At 42.5% G+C, this 16,091-nt stretch carries 13 protein-coding genes and 1 tRNA gene; 8 read left to right on the top strand and 6 right to left on the bottom strand.

Features of this window, described 5'->3' with window-relative positions; all coding sequences use genetic code 11:
* The first annotated feature begins 24 nt into the window (after positions 1 to 24).
* A complete protein-coding gene (locus GWI56_RS14755) occupies positions 25 to 1,755 on the top strand; it encodes a P-loop NTPase fold protein (protein ID WP_198573309.1) in 1,731 nt (576 codons plus the stop codon).
* Positions 1,756 to 1,828: 73 nt separating this feature from the next.
* Positions 1,829 to 1,951, top strand: a tRNA-OTHER gene (locus tag GWI56_RS14750).
* Positions 1,952 to 2,097: 146 nt separating this feature from the next.
* On the opposite strand, the gene GWI56_RS14745 is transcribed toward GWI56_RS14750, so the two are convergent.
* The 3 genes from GWI56_RS14745 to GWI56_RS14735 form a co-directional block, all read right to left on the bottom strand.
* On the bottom strand, positions 2,098 to 2,988 hold the full coding sequence (locus GWI56_RS14745; RefSeq protein WP_242068414.1) for a DMT family transporter: 891 nt from the start codon (positions 2,986 to 2,988) through the stop codon (positions 2,098 to 2,100).
* A 671-nt stretch (positions 2,989 to 3,659) separates the two neighbouring features.
* Positions 3,660 to 4,160 (bottom strand): peptidylprolyl isomerase, encoded by a 501-nt coding sequence (locus GWI56_RS14740; protein ID WP_105252328.1) that lies wholly within the window; start codon positions 4,158 to 4,160, stop codon positions 3,660 to 3,662.
* A gap of 61 nt (positions 4,161 to 4,221) precedes the next feature.
* Positions 4,222 to 5,625, bottom strand: a complete 1,404-nt coding sequence (locus GWI56_RS14735) for a DEAD/DEAH box helicase (RefSeq protein WP_198573308.1) — start codon at positions 5,623 to 5,625, stop codon at positions 4,222 to 4,224.
* A gap of 312 nt (positions 5,626 to 5,937) precedes the next feature.
* Between GWI56_RS14735 and GWI56_RS14730 the strand changes: the two genes are divergently transcribed.
* Entirely contained in the window at positions 5,938 to 7,710 is a 1,773-nt protein-coding gene (locus GWI56_RS14730; RefSeq protein WP_198573307.1) for a DUF885 domain-containing protein, read from the top strand.
* Positions 7,711 to 7,961: 251 nt separating this feature from the next.
* Here the strand turns inward: GWI56_RS14730 and GWI56_RS14725 are convergent, their stop codons facing one another.
* Entirely contained in the window at positions 7,962 to 8,282 is a 321-nt protein-coding gene (locus GWI56_RS14725; protein ID WP_028760093.1) for a hypothetical protein, read from the bottom strand.
* 220 nt (positions 8,283 to 8,502) lie between these two features.
* Here GWI56_RS14725 and GWI56_RS14720 point away from each other — a divergent pair, with 220 nt between their 5' ends.
* The 3 genes from GWI56_RS14720 to GWI56_RS14710 are packed head-to-tail and all read left to right on the top strand — an operon-like array spanning position 8,503 to position 11,495.
* A complete protein-coding gene (locus GWI56_RS14720) occupies positions 8,503 to 8,997 on the top strand; it encodes a putative 4-hydroxy-4-methyl-2-oxoglutarate aldolase (protein WP_028760092.1) in 495 nt (164 codons plus the stop codon).
* 57 nt (positions 8,998 to 9,054) lie between these two features.
* Entirely contained in the window at positions 9,055 to 10,875 is a 1,821-nt protein-coding gene (locus GWI56_RS14715) for an AsmA family protein (protein WP_198573306.1), read from the top strand.
* Complete coding sequence (locus GWI56_RS14710) at positions 10,875 to 11,495, top strand: BsuPI-related putative proteinase inhibitor (protein ID WP_113939588.1); 621 nt, start codon at positions 10,875 to 10,877, stop codon at positions 11,493 to 11,495. The genes GWI56_RS14715 and GWI56_RS14710 overlap by 1 nt, the downstream gene beginning before the upstream one ends.
* A 124-nt stretch (positions 11,496 to 11,619) precedes the next feature.
* Here GWI56_RS14710 and GWI56_RS14705 read toward each other — a convergent pair whose 3' ends face one another.
* On the bottom strand, positions 11,620 to 13,167 hold the full coding sequence (locus GWI56_RS14705; protein WP_198573305.1) for a LysM peptidoglycan-binding domain-containing protein: 1,548 nt from the start codon (positions 13,165 to 13,167) through the stop codon (positions 11,620 to 11,622).
* A 232-nt stretch (positions 13,168 to 13,399) separates the two neighbouring features.
* Positions 13,400 to 14,191: a hydroxyacylglutathione hydrolase gene (gene gloB, locus GWI56_RS14700; RefSeq protein ID WP_198573304.1), complete on the bottom strand. Its 792-nt coding sequence runs from the start codon at positions 14,189 to 14,191 to the stop codon at positions 13,400 to 13,402.
* A gap of 154 nt (positions 14,192 to 14,345) precedes the next feature.
* On the opposite strand from gloB, the gene GWI56_RS14695 reads away from it, so the two are divergent.
* Positions 14,346 to 15,083, top strand: coding sequence for a class I SAM-dependent methyltransferase (locus GWI56_RS14695; protein ID WP_105252336.1), 738 nt, complete (start codon positions 14,346 to 14,348; stop codon positions 15,081 to 15,083).
* Between the two features lie 33 nt (positions 15,084 to 15,116).
* Positions 15,117 to 16,025: a LysR substrate-binding domain-containing protein gene (locus GWI56_RS14690; RefSeq protein WP_198573303.1), complete on the top strand. Its 909-nt coding sequence runs from the start codon at positions 15,117 to 15,119 to the stop codon at positions 16,023 to 16,025.
* Positions 16,026 to 16,091 lie beyond the last annotated feature (66 nt).

Raw genomic sequence — 16,091 nt, 5'->3', positions numbered from 1 at the left:
AAATAGAGTTTTGAGGCGGTTCGTATGTCTATAGATAAAACAAAAGGGCAACTTTATCAGTTACTTCTACAAGGTGAGGACTCTGTAATTGCTTTGTCTGGAAAATGGGGGACGGGGAAAACTCATCTTTGGAATAAAGTTAAAGAAGAATCAACCGATTATAATATAAAAAATGCTCTATATGTTTCTCTCTTTGGACAATCTAGCATTGACCAAGTCAAACGAAAGCTAATTGAAAATGCAATTCCACTGAGTAAGGAAAGAGGTAAGTGGATTGATCCCTTAAAGAATTTATTAGATGTAAGTTTTAAGACTGCAGCTCAGTACTATAAAATGTTGGCAGCAGTCAAAGACGTAAATTTGTTGTTGATGGCTCCAATCATGCTTAAAGATAAAGTAATCGTTATCGATGACATAGAACGTAAGCATGAAAAACTTGGAATAGACGAGGTCCTAGGATTTATCGATGAGTATTCAAATCAGCATGGTTCACGTTTTGTTCTAATACTTAATGATTGCCAATTGTCAGCAAAGGATGAGCAAAAAACACTCTGGGCGACTTTTAGAGAGAAAGTCATAGACCAAGAAATTAAGCTATCGACTACTCCAGACGAAGCATTTTGTATAGCACTTGAATTAATTCCATCTAAATATTCTGAAGCAATTAAACAAGCCTCAGTAAAATGCTCTCTAACAAACATTCGAATAATTACAAAAATAATCAAGCTAATCAATAGAATACTTGCATGTAGAGATATTACCATTCCAATACAGAATAGGGTTATTCCATCCATTGTATTGTTTTCGGCCATACATTTTCGTGGTCTGGTTGATGGTCCAGACTTCAAGTTTGCTTTAAACATAGGAAACCCAGATTGGTACATGTTCAGTAAACAGGAAAATAGTGAGCAATCACCTGAAGAAATTCGCGAGAGTAACTGGCGAGCAATGATTACTGAGTTAGGTATATATAGCTGTGATGAGTTTGAACAATTTTTAGTTGATTTTTTGGAATCGGGATTATTTCATGCGGAACTAATTGAAACAGTTATCAAGCGATATATTGTTGAGCATGAATCGATGGAAGCACAAGAAAATGTTCGTAGTTTTATCAATGAAGTGACATGGGATCATCGCTTAACAGAGTTAATGTTGCTCGAAAAGGCAAAAACTTTTTTGCATAACTGTCATTTTTTGGACAGTTCTACAGTTAGTAGTCTTTGCTTGATTATTGAACAGCTACCAGATGGAAGCCAAGTTGCTGAAACAATCCTAGATAAATGGATATCCGATCATCTTATAGAAGGAGATTTAGATTCGGATAACCCTTTCAATAATGAATTACATCCTAAAATTCAGGCAAATTTTGATGCAAAAAAAGAAGAGAGTCATGGCAAAACTTCGGTAGTTGATGTTGTTTTATTTATCCATGCACATGATGGTTGGGGGACAGTACAAGAGATTGTTTTAACCAGAGCTACTCCAGCTGACTTTGAGAATGCCATCCGTAATCTAAATGACATAAATGATTTCAAAAGTTTCATGTTACAGATGATAAAATTTGCTGCTCATCGAAAAAGTTATGAAGAGCACTTTGGTAAGGCTAGTGACAATTTCATTGAAGCTTGCAGAAATATTGTCAACGATCCGGAAGCAACTCGCTTAGCTCGCTTGATTAAAAGGTTATTTATCCATCGTAAGTTAGAGTCAGAACTGCAAGTAAATTTAGCTTCTCGTTACGAATCTACGATATGATATAAATGGTTAAATGCTATACTTTAGTGAAATTAATTCTTTGAAGGAGTCGACCTTAAAGGTTGTCTCCTTCATGGTTTTAAGTGGTACAAAAAGCTAGTACAATCAAAAAAATCAAGGTGCATAACACTATGATTTAATAGGGTTTGTTAGATTGAATTGTGAATCGAGGGTTCGACTCCCTCTCTCACCGCCAAATTAAAGCAAAGGGAATCAGTGTATTACTGGTTCCCTTTGCTGCTTTTTGACCTATTTAGGACCAATTCAGGGTGTTCTAGTCCGTTATTCTCCTCACTAAAACCCATCATTTCAGAGATACGATTAGCCATTCTTAGTGAGTCCTTAGGTTTTTGCCGCATTAGGTATGTTATTCGTCGTCATTCTTTTACGCGCTTGAACTAAGGTATAGCCGCCACTTAATACTATGAGTAGGCTTCCCAGAATAGTCAGCAAATCTGGGGATTCTCCAAATATAAATATTCCTAAAGCTAAGGCAAAGAGTAAACGTGTATAACGAAAGGGGCTTACTACCGATACATCTCCAGTGCGCATAGCGATTGTCAGCGCATTATAAGCCATTACACCAAAGACGATTGCTCCAATTATCTGTATTGCTGCGGTAGCACTAAACTGTATTGCTTCATTTTGGTAAATCAGTATCGCTAAGCCTGTAGGAATCAACACAAAAAAACCATACACTCCAAGCTGCATATTAGATAACACGGGAGAAGCTGCGCGTGTTGCTAAATCGCGTCCTGCAAAACCTAAGGTAGCGATAACGGCGAATAAAGATGTGGCCTCAAAACCATCAAGTCCTGGACGAATGATCATCAGCACGCCCATAAAACCAATCAATACTGCAAGCCATCTCTTATGACCCACTTGTTCACCGAACAACAATGCCGCGCCAAGCATGGCGATTAAAGGTGTGGCTTGCAAAATAGCGGATGCACTTGAGAGTGGCGTTAACGTGATGGCTAAAGCAAAACAGAATCGGCCGACGATTTCACATAGTGCACGTACTAATATGGGGGTAGACAAGACTGCAGGATGAAGCACAGTTTCACCCTTTCGCCAGGTTAACAGTATAAAAATCAACATTCCACCTAGGCCAAATAGCGCTAAAATGAGGCCGATAGAGGTGGTTTCTGCTGCGGATTTGATCAGCATGTCTTCAATAGAAAATGCTGCCATCGCAGCAACCATAAACAGACTACCTTTTCTATTATTCAAAATAAATTCCCTAAATGCTTAGACGCTATCTCTAGTCAAAAGTTTTGTCATGAGAGTTCTGGTTTCATCAACAAAGGCACAGAAGTTACGATATAGCTTATTAGAATCCAATAGAAACATCATTTTCTGATCACTATAGCAAGCTTTCTCTGCTTATCTGAATAGGATTCGCTGCTTAAGGTAGTAATGATTCTGGCTTAAAAATAAATAGGGATAATAAGCATTAGCAAGAAATGATAATAGATACAGATATGGTTTTTTTATCTATATCAGATGGCAAGTTAAGCCTCTTTTTACCATAAGGATTATGGTTGGTGTATTGTTTTAATATTATCAACTTGTGCGGCTAGTATAAGATATTGATGTCAGGTATGTGCTGCTGTTTTTCAGCTTTTATGATGAATAACATTGTTTGAAAGAGGTCTATATTGTGAGGTTAATTTTATATGTAGTAGTCTTAAGTCAATAATGGCAACGCTTAAATAATCCATCAGTTGATTTTATACTAAGTGATTTTGTATTGGGGATTTAGTGTTTTTAGGTTTATATAAAATGAATTTGCGTTGAATCGTACGGGAAAGTTAACTAAATAACTTTGGGGAAATGATTAATCGCTCAATTAAAACTGCGCGATTAATCATATTAACGAAAAAGTATTATTGTTTTAAAAATTAACTTTGGATATTAATCGTTACTTTCTCGATGACGATAGGTTCACGGGGCACGTCTTCGTGGCCAGCGACCGTGGTGGTTTTGACTTTCTCAATCTGCTGGATAATGTCCATTCCCGCCGTAACCTTACCAAATACCGCGTAGCCCCAACCGTTATTGGTGGTGGCAGTATGGTCTAAAAAGTCATTATTGGCTGTGTTGATGAAGAATTGCGCGGTGGCCGAGTGAGGCGCATCGGTGCGAGCCATAGCGATTGTGCCTATGGTGTTACTTAGGCCTTTGTTGGCTTCGTTAACGATAGGCTCGTGGGTCGGTTTTTCCTTCATTTTTGCGGTAAACCCGCCGCCTTGGATCATAAAGCCTTTGATCACTCGGTGAAAAATCGTGTGTTCAAAGAAGCCTTCTTCACAATAGCGGACAAAGTTTTTTGAACTGACAGGCGCATGTTCAAAATCGAGTTCTATAGTGATGTCGCCTAGATTGGTGCTAAATGTAATCATGCTAATATCTTCTATCTTAATGAGTTTTTATATCTAATAAGTCACGACTTGTACTGAGTCATTACTTAGTTTTAGGGCCGCTATTCCACGGATTAAAGGGCGCGCTGCGACCCGTTGTATCGTTATCATTGTCAGTCTGAATAGATTGCGGCCGTGTTACATTGGCTTTAACCTCTGGCTTTGATTTCGCGCTGCGATGCTTTTTCGCATGGGCGGTTTCAAAGGAGCCTTCTTTCGCGGGGCGCGAGTATCTGGCCTCAGGTGCCCGGGCTTTAAAGGTTTTTGGCGTAGTATTTTTGGGCACAAAATCGAGAATAGACACAGGCACTTCTTTGTTCGGCACAAAGCCTTCAATTTCTTTACGCACTATGAGGTGACCTAGACGGCGCTCGATAGCACATAGATTCCTAAAATCATCTTTAGAAACAAAGGAGATGGCTTCGCCGCAGGCGCCAGCACGACCGGTTCGGCCAATACGGTGAATATAATCATCGGCTTCATCGGGCAAATCATAATTGACCACACGGGTGAGGGCGTCGATATCGATACCGCGGGAAGCAACGCCAGTCGCGACTAAAAAGCGTAGTTTGCCAGATTTGAAATCCACTAATAATTGCTCGCGTACCGCTTGGCTGCGACCGCTGTGAATGGCTTCGGCGGCAATGCCACGTTTTTCGAGTTGGCTAACCAGTTTGGCGGCGCCTTGTTTCGTCTGGATAAAGATCAGTGCCTGTTTCCACGCTTGTTCAGTGATGAGTTTGCTTAACAGGGCCGACTTTTTATCTTTATCGACAGTGATCAACCATTGGTCGATTTGCGGTGCATTTGCGCTGTCGCGGGCAATTTCAATTTCGACAGGGTTTTCAACCGCTGTTTTCGCTAAAAAGCGCACTTGCTTAGATAAGGTTGCAGAAAACAACAGATTTTGGCGTTCTGTTGGCAGACGTTCGATGATCTTATTGATGTCTTCGATAAATCCCATATCGAGCATTCTATCGGCTTCATCTAGGACTAATACCGAGATTTCATCGAAATGAATCGCTCTTTGGGTGTACATATCGAGTAATCTACCGGGTGTTGCCACTAGAATATCGACGCCTTCAATAAGACGTTGTTTCTGCGGTGCGGCATCCACGCCACCATACATGGCCATAGACGTCAGCGGCAGGTATTTTGCGTACTTGGCAATATTGTCTTCTACCTGAACGGCCAATTCGCGGGTTGGCGTTAAGATTAATGCACGAACGCGTTTAGCACGGATTTTCGGCATCTCGGCGAACATTTGCAGTATTGGCAACACAAAACTGGCGGTTTTACCTGTACCTGTTTGCGCGCCAGCAAGCAGGTTTTTGCCTTTCAAGATCACCGGAATGGCTTTTTCTTGGATCGGAGTAGGTTGTGAATAGCCGAGCTCAGTGATGGCTCTTAAAATCGGATCGCTTAATCCAAGTTTGGAAAATGGCATTGAATGTCTCAGGTAAAGGGTCAGGTCAATAATGTATAAGCAAACTGTTACGCTAAAGCATGAACAGTGGAGCAGGGCGATATTATAGCAGGAGGTGAAACAGAATAGGCGATTATCATTATTTGAGTACGTTTAGCAGAGCAGGGATTTTAACTCGAATAGGTTAAGGGTAAGCGGCATAAATATCGATAACTCACAATTTTGTAACCGTAGATGTATTCACAGATAACACTGCTGCAATTATTGGGACAATATGATTAACTTAGGTAATTTTTTGCATGCCTGATAAATATCAACAAAGGACTCATAATAATGAAAAAAAACGCTATTTCCCTTGCGATAGTGCTATCGCTGGCCAGCCTTGCTGGTTGTCAATCCCATACCAGTCAAACTAAGCCTGTGGTTGCGGCTGAAGTTAAAGCCCCGTCATTTGAACAATTTTCAGCATCCTTTATTGATTCATTGTGGGAATTGTCACCGACTTGGGCTTTATACAGTGGCAAGCATGTTAACGATGGTTACCTTGAAATCCCCGATGCAGCAGGTCGAGCAAAAACCTTAGCGTTTGTGAAAGCTCAACAAGCGCAATTGACTCAGTTCGAGCAAAAGTCGCTGACGCCGAATGAACTGATTGATTACCATCTGATCGACAATTTACTCGGTAGCATGGCATGGGAAATTGACAGTTTTAAATCTTGGCAGTGGGATCCTTCAAGCTACAACGTATCGGGTGGTTTTGCCCAAATCATCAATGAAAATTTCGCTCCATTAGATGACAGATTACGTTCGGTATTAGCGCGTTTAGAAAATGTGCCAGCTTATTATGCTGCTGCGCAGGCGAACATTAGCAAACCAACATTGGAGCACACTGAGTTAGCAGTGCTGCAGAATCAAGGTGCATTTTCGGTTTTTTCCGATGACTTATTAAAACAGGTCGCCGACTCTGGTTTGACTGATGTGGAAAAAGCGTTATTTAAAACGCGTTTCGATGCGGCCACTGCGGCGATTAACGGCCATATCGCTTGGTTAGACAAATTAGTGGTTCAACTTAAAAAAGATGGAGCACGTAGTTTTAGAATTGGCGAGGCGTTATATGAGCAAAAATTTGCCTTTGATATCCAAGCGGGGATGACGGCGAAACAGCTATATCAAAAAGCCGTAGCCGATAAAGAGCGTGTTCAAGGAGAAATGGCTAAAATTACCGATAAGTTATGGCCTAAATATTTTACTACGCCAAAGCCTGCTGACAGTAAGCTCGCCATTCGCCAATTAATCGATAAATTATCGACTCAGCATGTTCAGCGCGATGAATTCGTGAATGAAGTGCGTAAGCAAATTCCAGAGCTGATTGAATTTGTAAATAAGAAAAAACTAGTCACATTAGATCCTAAAAAACCACTCGTTGTCCGTGAAACGCCCGAATATATGCGTGGTTATGCCGGTGCATCAATTAGTGCACCTGGACCCTATGAGAAGTCAGGCAATACTTATTATAACGTGACGCCGCTCGATGGCATGAGTGATGAGTCCGCCGAGAGTTACTTGCGTGAATATAATCACTGGATCCTGCAAATCCTCAATATTCATGAAGCCATCCCAGGGCACTACACTCAACTCGTTTACTCTAATCAATCTCCGAGTTTAGTGAAAAGTTTATTTGGTAATGGTGCTATGGTCGAAGGTTGGGCGGTTTATGCAGAGCGTATGATGTTAGAAGAAGGCTATGGCAATTTTGAGCCTGAAATGTGGTTGATGTACTACAAGTGGAATTTACGTGTTATCTCTAACACTATTTTAGATTACAGTATTCATGTGAAAGGCATGACCGAAGACCAAGCTATTGCCCTGATGATGAATGAAGCCTTCCAACAGCAAGCTGAAGCTGAAGGCAAGTGGCGCCGTGCGACACTTAGTCAAGTGCAACTGACGAGTTACTATTCAGGTTATCGAGAAATCTATGATTTCCGTGAAGAATACAAAAAATCGCAAGGTAAAGATTTTGACCTTAAAACTTTCCACGAAACATTCTTGAGTTATGGTAGTGCACCAGTGAAATATATTCGCCAATTAATGCAGAGCAAATAAGTTCGCATATTGATATAAATCAGCAGAGCTTAGGCTCTGCTTTTTTATGCCAAATCGCTAGACAGGTATAGTGTGAGCTTAACATAAGTTGGCATTGTTACTTATGAAATGAAATCGTTAACACTGTGCGAATAATGAAAAGCCGAAAATTCTGCCATATAACCGAAAAAGTATATATTTCGTTATATGGCATATGCAGATGTTAATCAAACAATTTAACTGCGTGGTGATAGAGCACAATGGCGATAAACTTACTTCTTAGATTTAGATGATGCCATCAGCGCTAAGACTTCATCGTAAGAAATGTTAAATTCTCTCGACAAGTTAATGATTTTTGTTTTGTAGGTTTGAATATTCTCTTGCTGAGCTAATTGATGTTTCTTTTCTTCAACTAACTCATTAACGGTTTCTTGTAATATCAATAATCGACGTAAACTATAGTCGAGAGATTTAATATATTTACCCATTTGTTGCTTGTTACGTGCTTGCTCAAGATCCGTTGAGACTTTCTTATCATATCCATACTCATCAAGAGCTGCGATTGCGCTCTGTAAATCAAGATCAGTTGTCATTTGGTTTTCGCTTTATAACAAAGAGGTGTGGGAACAAATTTATGAAACTTTAAAGAGTGTCATAGGACGTTAACTATCGCAGATTATAATGCTTATGCCAATATACACCAAGCCTTTGCACGTTAAAATGAAATAAAAAATTCCGCTGATTTTTGCTTTGACCTTGTCGGGGTCTACAATTATGAGTAGTCTAAAGTTATAGACTATCATGGAGATTCAAATGCTTGATCTACTACCAGATTTATTCGACCACTATCCGTCTAAATTACAGTTACTTCCCCTTGCATTTAAACCCTTTGGTGGTAAACGGCTCTTCTGGGGCGAGATAGTCACAGTAAAGTGCTTTGAGGATAATTCAAAGGTAAAAGAGATACTTGCACAGGATGGGCATGGAAAAGTGCTCGTTGTCGATGGGGGCGGTTCTCTGCGCCGCGCATTGTTAGGTGACCTCATAGCGCAGAGCGCCTTAGATAATGGTTGGCAAGGGATAGTGATTAATGGTTGTGTTCGCGATGTGGCGAGATTAAATACTTTCAGCTTAGGTGTCTTTGCCTTAGGGGCTATGCCGATAAAAACCGAAAAGTTAGGTCAAGGCCAAATTAATGTGGCTGTCGATATGGGGGGCGTGACGGTTAAGCCCGGTATGATGCTCTATGCCGATGAAAATGGTATTGCAGTAAGTGATGAAATGTTGAACTTTGCATTTTTAAATTAACATTTCTAAATGCATTAGTTGCTATAAATTCAAGTTGTTTTTGATAAGGATATTTATATGAAATTCATTAAGTGGCTCTTAGCCTTAATGGTGACGCTCATTCTTTTAGTCACCGTTTATCTCACCGTCTTTTTCGACCCTAATGATTTTAAACCTGAAATAGTCGATGCCGTAAAAAAACAAACGGGTCGTGAATTAGTCATTACTGACGATTTATCTTGGACATTTTTCCCTGTCATAGGTATTAATTTAGGGGGTGTGTCTTTATCCAACCCTGAAGGTTTTACGCCTAAGGCTATGTTAGAAGTCAAAAAAGCCGTTGCTGAAGTGGCGCTAATGCCGTTGTTTAGTCAGAAAATTGAAATTGCAGAATTGAGTCTCGATGGCGCAACGATCAATTTAGTCACCCGTAAAAATGGCACTAGCAGTTTCGATGGGTTGAGTGGTGATAATAGCCCAAAAACAGCGTCTCCAGCTGCCGCCGAATCCTCATCGAATGCCAAACTTAACGACATTAATATTGGTGGCATTTCTATCACCAATACCCAAATTAATATGATTGACGAAGCTAATAAGCAGACTCAAGTCTTTACCTTAAGTAGCTTCACCCTAGGTGAGTTCTCCTTAGATAAATTTGCGCCTATCGCCTTTGAATTCAGTGCAACTATGCCGGATATGACGGTAAGTAGCGAAGCTAAAGGTGAACTAAAACTCAGTCGAGACTTTAAACAACTCGTTATCAATGGGCTGAAAATTGACACTGTGGTGGAAGGTGGGAGTATTCCGAACAAGAAACTCGAAACATCTGTCAGCTTAGCAACTCAAATCGCCCTTGATAAACAGCAATTGTCCGTCGATATTGCGCAGCTTACCGCGGCGAGCATTACCGCTGCGGGTAAAGTGGGTGTTAATTATGGTACGAAAATTCCACAAATTAATGCTGATTTTCAAGTTGGCGATATTGATTTAGATACACTGTTACCTAAAACAGAGGCCACCGCTGAACAAGCGCCAGCAGCAAACCCTCAGGCAGTTGAGCCTGATCTCTCAGCCCTTAAGCAGCTTGATGTAAAACTCAAGTTGACTGTTAAGTCTATTAAGGTCGCGAATCTGTCGACTCAAAATTGGTTAATGGATGTGGGCATTAAAAATGGCGTGTTAGATCTGACGAAATTGAATGCGGATTTATATCAAGGTCAGTTGCTGGTGAGCGCTCAGGTTGATGCTCGTCAAGCAGTGGCGAGTTATCAATTTGATAAAAAAGTGACGGGCGTACAAATTCGTCCTTTGCTCAAAGATGCAGCGGATGTGGATTTACTGGCGGGTACAGCCAACTTTGATGTGAAGGGGAAAGGTAAGAGTTTGATCCCTGAGCAGTTAAAGAAAAACCTGTTAGCGAATGGTCATTTTGATATTAATGACGGTGCTCTGTACGGGGTAAATATTCCACAGATGATCCGCAGCGCCCAAGCTAAGTTAAAGGGCGACTTATCGCCAGAAACGAAGGCGGAGCGCAAAACTGACTTCTCGAGTCTGACGGGCAGTTTCTCGTTGGATAATGGCGTTGCCACGAATCCAGATCTTGCCTTGTCTTCGCCTTTACTGCGTTTGGATGGTAAAGGCACTGCGAATTTATTGACTGAAGCCTTGGACTACAGACTAACCGCTAGCCTAGTGAATTCATTGAAGGGTCAGGGTGGTAGCGACAAAGATGCGCTGGCTGGAGTTGACATTCCGCTCGCCATTACCGGCACTTTCCAAAAACCTGAATATGCTTTGGATACTAAAGCCTTACTGAATAATCAGCTTAAGGAAGAAACCGACAAAGCTAAGGAAAAATTAAAAGACTCCTTATTGAAAAAACTAGGCGGTTTTTAATGGTTGCTTCAACGCGTTACGCATTACTTGTTTGCGCGAGTGCTTTTGTCGGCGGGCAACTTGTTGGGTGCTCGGCGCCTGAAGCCGCTGACACGAGTCAGTCAACCAAGGGTGAGACTACAACAGCCGCGGCCGTTCAGCCTGAGATTATTCGCGCTGCCGATCTGGCGCTCGATGTTTCTGGGCTTAAAAGCACTCCGACATTAAAGGCTGAACCTGTGATGGCAGAAAAGGCACAAGGCCTGCTTCGCGGTGAATTAACTTTAGAACCTTTTATCGATTTTAAGCAGTCGGTTAAGGCGACATTGACTGTGACAAATCCACAAACCTATGCTGTCGGCCTACGTTATAACTCTGGGATGACGGCGGATTTGTGGTTGGTAACGCAAGAGGGCAAACGTCTGTGGGCTTGGTCGGATGATATGATGTTTACCCAAGCATTACGTGATAGCCAATTGGCGGCAGGGAAAGTGATCACGACTTCATTTAGTATTCCGCCCAAAGCATTTGCAGGAATACCTGCGGATGGTGCTCGCTTAGAAGCGCATTTTGCCGCTAAAGCATTAGAGTCTGATGCCGTTGTTATGGCGCCTGTTGTTTTATTATTGACGATGGAATAACGTCGCCTCTCATAATAGAAAAAGGCAGCAATCCGATAGGGTTGCTGCCTTTTTGTTATCTATGGCTCAATTTTGCTTAGGATTTATAGCACTAATCCGTTCGAACTATGTGCCAGTGTAGTCCCTACGCACTCAACTTAGTTTCATCAACCACTAATTTGATCACTTGGCCTGGTTGTAAATACTGTGATTGCGCTAGGCTATTCCACTCGAGTAGCTCGGCAACAGTTACGTTAAATTTATTGGCGATACGGGCAAGTGAATCACCGGATTTTACCTTGTAACTAACAGTACGAATTTGTGCGGTTTGCTCAAGCTCCTTTGGTGCTAAGATCACTAACTTCTGACCGTTTTGTAGCTTGCTATTCTTAGCCAATTTGTTCCAAGTGCTGAGTTGTTTCACCGTCACTTTATGGGCTTGGGCTATTTCTGAGAGTGTGTCTCCTGACTTAACCTGATAAGCAATTTTTGTTGATTCAACTGCAGCATGTGATTTTTTCGGCAATTGCTGCTTAGTTGACAGGGCATAAAGCTGCTTGTCTTGCGCATCGACAGGAATAATCAAATGCTTGCCTGCGACGATCGTGTTGCTTTTCATGCCGTTGGCGGCGCGAATAGCGGCAACGGTCGTATGGTGCTGCGTAGCAATCTTGCCAATGCTATCGCCAGATTTGATCGTGTAACGTAACCAGCTGATCCTATCTTCGGTTTCTGTTTCAGCAAGCGCTTTTTTAAATTCTTCCGATTTATCAATTGGTAGCACTAAGGTGTGCGGACCAAGTGGCGATGTAGCCCAGCGGTTATAACCTGGGTTGAGTTTTTGTAACTCAAGCGTGGTCATATTAGCAAAACCTGCCGCCATGGCTAAATCAATTTGGCTATCAATATCAACCACTTCAATAGTGGGATTGTTGTCGATTGGCGCTAAAGATATGCCATATTCATCAGCGTGTTTAATGACTTCTGCCAGTGCGAGCAGTTGCGGCACATAGCGTTCTGTCTCTCTGGGCAAATCCAATGACCAAAAATCCGTTTTTAAGCCTTTTTTCTCGTTACGTTTGATTGCATTGAGCACCCGTGATTCACCCGAGTTATAGGCAGCAATAGCATAAAGCCAATTGTTATTGGTTTTATCGTAGAGGTATTCCAGCATATCGAGCGCCGCAGTCGTTGATGCGGGGACATCACGGCGACCGTCATACCACCAGTTCATTTCTAAACCGAAATGACTGGCCATAGGTGTGGTAAATTGCCACAGACCCGATGCCGCGCCAGTCGATGATGCGGATGGATCAAAGGCGCTTTCAATTATGGGTAACAAAGCTATCTCTATAGGAAGATGACGCTTTTCAAGTTCTTCAACAATCATGTACATATAAGGTGCAGCACGTTCCGAGATGATCGCCAGATGCTGTGGATTTTTGATGTACCAATCACGGTATTGATTCACCAATTTTTGATCTGGAACCGGTAACTGCATGCCTTGACGAATTCGCTCCCACACATCGGTAATTTGCGCCGATGGAGCCTCGGTTGCGAGGTAATATTCTGGGACTGTATTTTCGGTTGTGACGGCTTCAACTTCTGTTTGGTTAACGCCATAGTTGTCTAATGTTTGACAGCCTGTGAGTAGGGCAAATCCCCCTACAACAACATAAAGTGATACTCTCATTGAAAACGGTAGTCCTCTGTTAGTGCATCGCTTTTCTTTATAGTAACAGTATGTTTTATATGAAGATAAAGACGACGCAGCGCGCAAAGTTTTCACGCAAAACGAGCCATTCTATGGGATCTTTTCGATCTTGTCCCTTAATTATCGTACATAATGTAAGGCCATTTTTGACTTACATCATCAAAAATGAGAAAAACTGTTTGAATTTCAATCTATAATATTGCTTTTGTGATCAAAAATTATCTTTCCACTGTCTGAGTAAGGTAAAACTGCTGAGTTCGTCTAAATTTGCGTGATTTAGATCGCTAAAATGCTGTTTTATGTTATCGACAATTTCAGTGTCGCTTGGGCGTAAAAAGGGATTGATGGCACGCTCTAAAGCGATGGTGGAGGGAACAGTCGCTTTGTCTTGGCGACGTAACTGCATCGCGCGTTCGTTATAGTCTTGGAGCTCGCGATTGTTGGGATTGACCGCGAGGGCAAATTTGAGGTTTGAAAGTGTGTACTCATGGGCACAATAAACCCGAGTGTCGGCGGGAAGCTGGGCAAGTTGCTGTAGTGAGTTGAGCATTTGCGCTGGCGTGCCTTCAAATAAGCGTCCGCAGCCGCCGCTAAACAGGGTGTCACCGCAAAATAAGGCATCTTCAACAACGTAGGCTATATGTCCAGCTGTGTGGCCTGGTACATCTAAGACTTGCAGATCAGCGCTGAGATACTCCAGTGTGAATTTGGGCTTGGATTTTGCGTGCAGTGGATGTGTTATGCCTTCGATCTTCTCATTATCTGGGCCATAAACCGTGAGTCTATTATGACTATAGGCTTGAAGCGCTGCTACGCCACCCGTATGGTCATTGTGGTGGTGGGTCAGTAAAATACCCGCTAGCGTGAGTTGATTGGCTTGCAGGTAGTCAATGACCACACTTGCATCGCCGGGATCGACAACATAAACCTGAGTATGGGGCTGTTGTTGTAACACCCAGATATAATTGTCATTAAAGGCTTTGATCGCTGTTATAGTGAGCATAGAACTGCCTATGTCTGTATTTCAATTTGAAGATAAAGGTATTATCCATGAGTGAACGGCCCTTGGCGACCTTTGCCGCTTTTGCCCTGTGGCAGAATGTTGGTCATCTTTGACCCAATTGGATACTTGTCTACCCAGCTAACGGAGGAACTCTGTGTCGCATTTTAGTACTGAGCTCAAGCCCGAACAATGGAGTGACCTACCCAATGGTGAGGCACTACAGCAAGCCGTCGCTAAACAGCTTGAAGATTGGTGGCCAAGAGTCTTTGGTTATCATTTATTAAAGTTAGGGCCTTTGAGTGCCGAATTGTCGAGCATGGCATCACCAGTCGCCCATCATTTTTCACTCTCGCCATCCAAAGGCGCCTCTATTGAAGGCGATTTTTGCCATTTACCCCTGCAGAATGCGGCGATAGATGCGGTGGTAATGAGTCTATTGCTCGAATTTGAACCCGATCCTTACCGTATTCTTCGCGAAACCGATAGGGTCCTCATCGCCGGAGGCTATCTTTTTATCGTCGGTTTTAATCCCTTGAGTCCGGTATTTTTGGGTAAGTTATGGCCTAAATATCAGGATTGTCTTCCTTGGAATGGCCGTTTTTTTATGCCTTCGAGGGTGCGAGATTGGTTAGGTTTATTAGGTTATCAAGTGGTGGGGGATGAGCGTTTGGTCTATCACCCATTAATGGGCGAGTTTACCCAAGGTAGATTTTTTCAACAGAGTTTAGCGTCATGGCTTCCTAGCGCGGGCAGTTTGTATTTGATTGTGGCACGTAAACTCGAGTCGCCACTCACACCTATTCGCGATAAACGTAAGGTGCGGCAGACAAATTGGACCACGGCGCCGACAGCGGGTCGTTCGGGGCATTTATCAGAGCATTCGGAAAACTGATAAGCCATTTCCATTTTAAGTACAGGTTTTTATATGCGGATAACCTTAAGACAACTGGCAGTATTTGAGGCTGTGGCACGTAGCGGCCAAGTCGCGAAGGCGGCTGAACAAGTGAATTTATCACCACCGGCGACATCTATGGCCTTGGCTGAATTAGAAAAGCAGCTAAATGCCCGCCTATTTGAACGTATTGGCAATCGATTACAGCTTAACTCCCAGGGTAATTTACTGCTGCCATTGGCAACGGATCTATTACACCGTGTTGAACAAATTGAGCAGGCATTTACTTATCATGGTGGTGATCTGGTTGGGCGTTTAAGCATCAGTGCCAGTTCGACAATCGGCAATTATCTAATGGCGAAAGCCGCAGTGGCATTTTGTCAGCAACATACTCAAACCCATGTGGATGTGGCGATTACTAATACTCAAGATGTGATCCTAGCGGTTGCTCAGTTCCGCTCTGAAATGGGCTTTATTGAAGGCCATTGCACTGACAATCGTTTGAGTGTCGAGGCATGGCATAAGGATAGGCTGCTGGTGTTTTGTCATCCGGCGCATCCTCTGGCGGGGAAAGTGGTTAAACCTGCAGCGGTTAAAGGTCTGTCTTGGGTGCTACGTGAGGAAGGATCGGGCACTCGCGAATATTTTGTAAATGCCGCCAATGAGTTGGATATGCAGCCAGAGGCTAAATTCTGCTTTACTACGCCGGATGCGATTAAATTGGCCGTGAAACAAGGTGCTGGGCTTGGGGTGTTATCTGAGTTGGCGCTGGAGAAAGAAATCAGTCGTAAAGAGTTGGCGTTAGTCACGATTGAGGGACTCGTACTCGAGCGGCAGTTTTATCGCATCACCCATAAGAGCCGTCAGGCGACATCCCTAGGTCAAGCTTTTGTGCTGTTTTGTGAGAATTTTTTCAATATTGCAGGTGTGGAATTGAAATAAACCGTTTGATAGCAATGGCTCATAAATAGTGAGCTGACAGTGAGATGAGTAGTGACATAAGTCATC

It is taken from the genome of Shewanella sp. DW31 (assembly GCF_015767295.1).
In the GTDB taxonomy this organism is placed as follows: Bacteria; Pseudomonadota; Gammaproteobacteria; order Enterobacterales; family Shewanellaceae; genus Shewanella; species Shewanella oncorhynchi.
Note: the sequence above shows the minus strand (reverse complement) of the source record. Positions and strands in the feature narration are given on the sequence as shown.

Excerpts from the sequence above, each read along its gene's own strand:
- GWI56_RS14690 (WP_198573303.1), top strand. The coding sequence starts at position 15,117 with ATGCGGATAACCTTAAGACAACTGGCAGTATTTGAGGCTGTGGCACGT.
- GWI56_RS14715 (WP_198573306.1), top strand. The coding sequence starts at position 9,055 with ATGAAATTCATTAAGTGGCTCTTAGCCTTAATGGTGACGCTCATTCTT.
- GWI56_RS14755 (WP_198573309.1), top strand. The coding sequence starts at position 25 with ATGTCTATAGATAAAACAAAAGGGCAACTTTATCAGTTACTTCTACAA.
- gloB (WP_198573304.1), bottom strand. The coding sequence starts at position 14,191 with ATGCTCACTATAACAGCGATCAAAGCCTTTAATGACAATTATATCTGG.
- GWI56_RS14740 (WP_105252328.1), bottom strand. The coding sequence starts at position 4,160 with ATGATTACATTTAGCACCAATCTAGGCGACATCACTATAGAACTCGAT.
- GWI56_RS14710 (WP_113939588.1), top strand. The coding sequence starts at position 10,875 with ATGGTTGCTTCAACGCGTTACGCATTACTTGTTTGCGCGAGTGCTTTT.
- GWI56_RS14725 (WP_028760093.1), bottom strand. The coding sequence starts at position 8,282 with ATGACAACTGATCTTGATTTACAGAGCGCAATCGCAGCTCTTGATGAG.
- GWI56_RS14735 (WP_198573308.1), bottom strand. The coding sequence starts at position 5,625 with ATGCCATTTTCCAAACTTGGATTAAGCGATCCGATTTTAAGAGCCATC.
- GWI56_RS14730 (WP_198573307.1), top strand. The coding sequence starts at position 5,938 with ATGAAAAAAAACGCTATTTCCCTTGCGATAGTGCTATCGCTGGCCAGC.
- GWI56_RS14705 (WP_198573305.1), bottom strand. The coding sequence starts at position 13,167 with ATGAGAGTATCACTTTATGTTGTTGTAGGGGGATTTGCCCTACTCACA.
- GWI56_RS14720 (WP_028760092.1), top strand. The coding sequence starts at position 8,503 with ATGCTTGATCTACTACCAGATTTATTCGACCACTATCCGTCTAAATTA.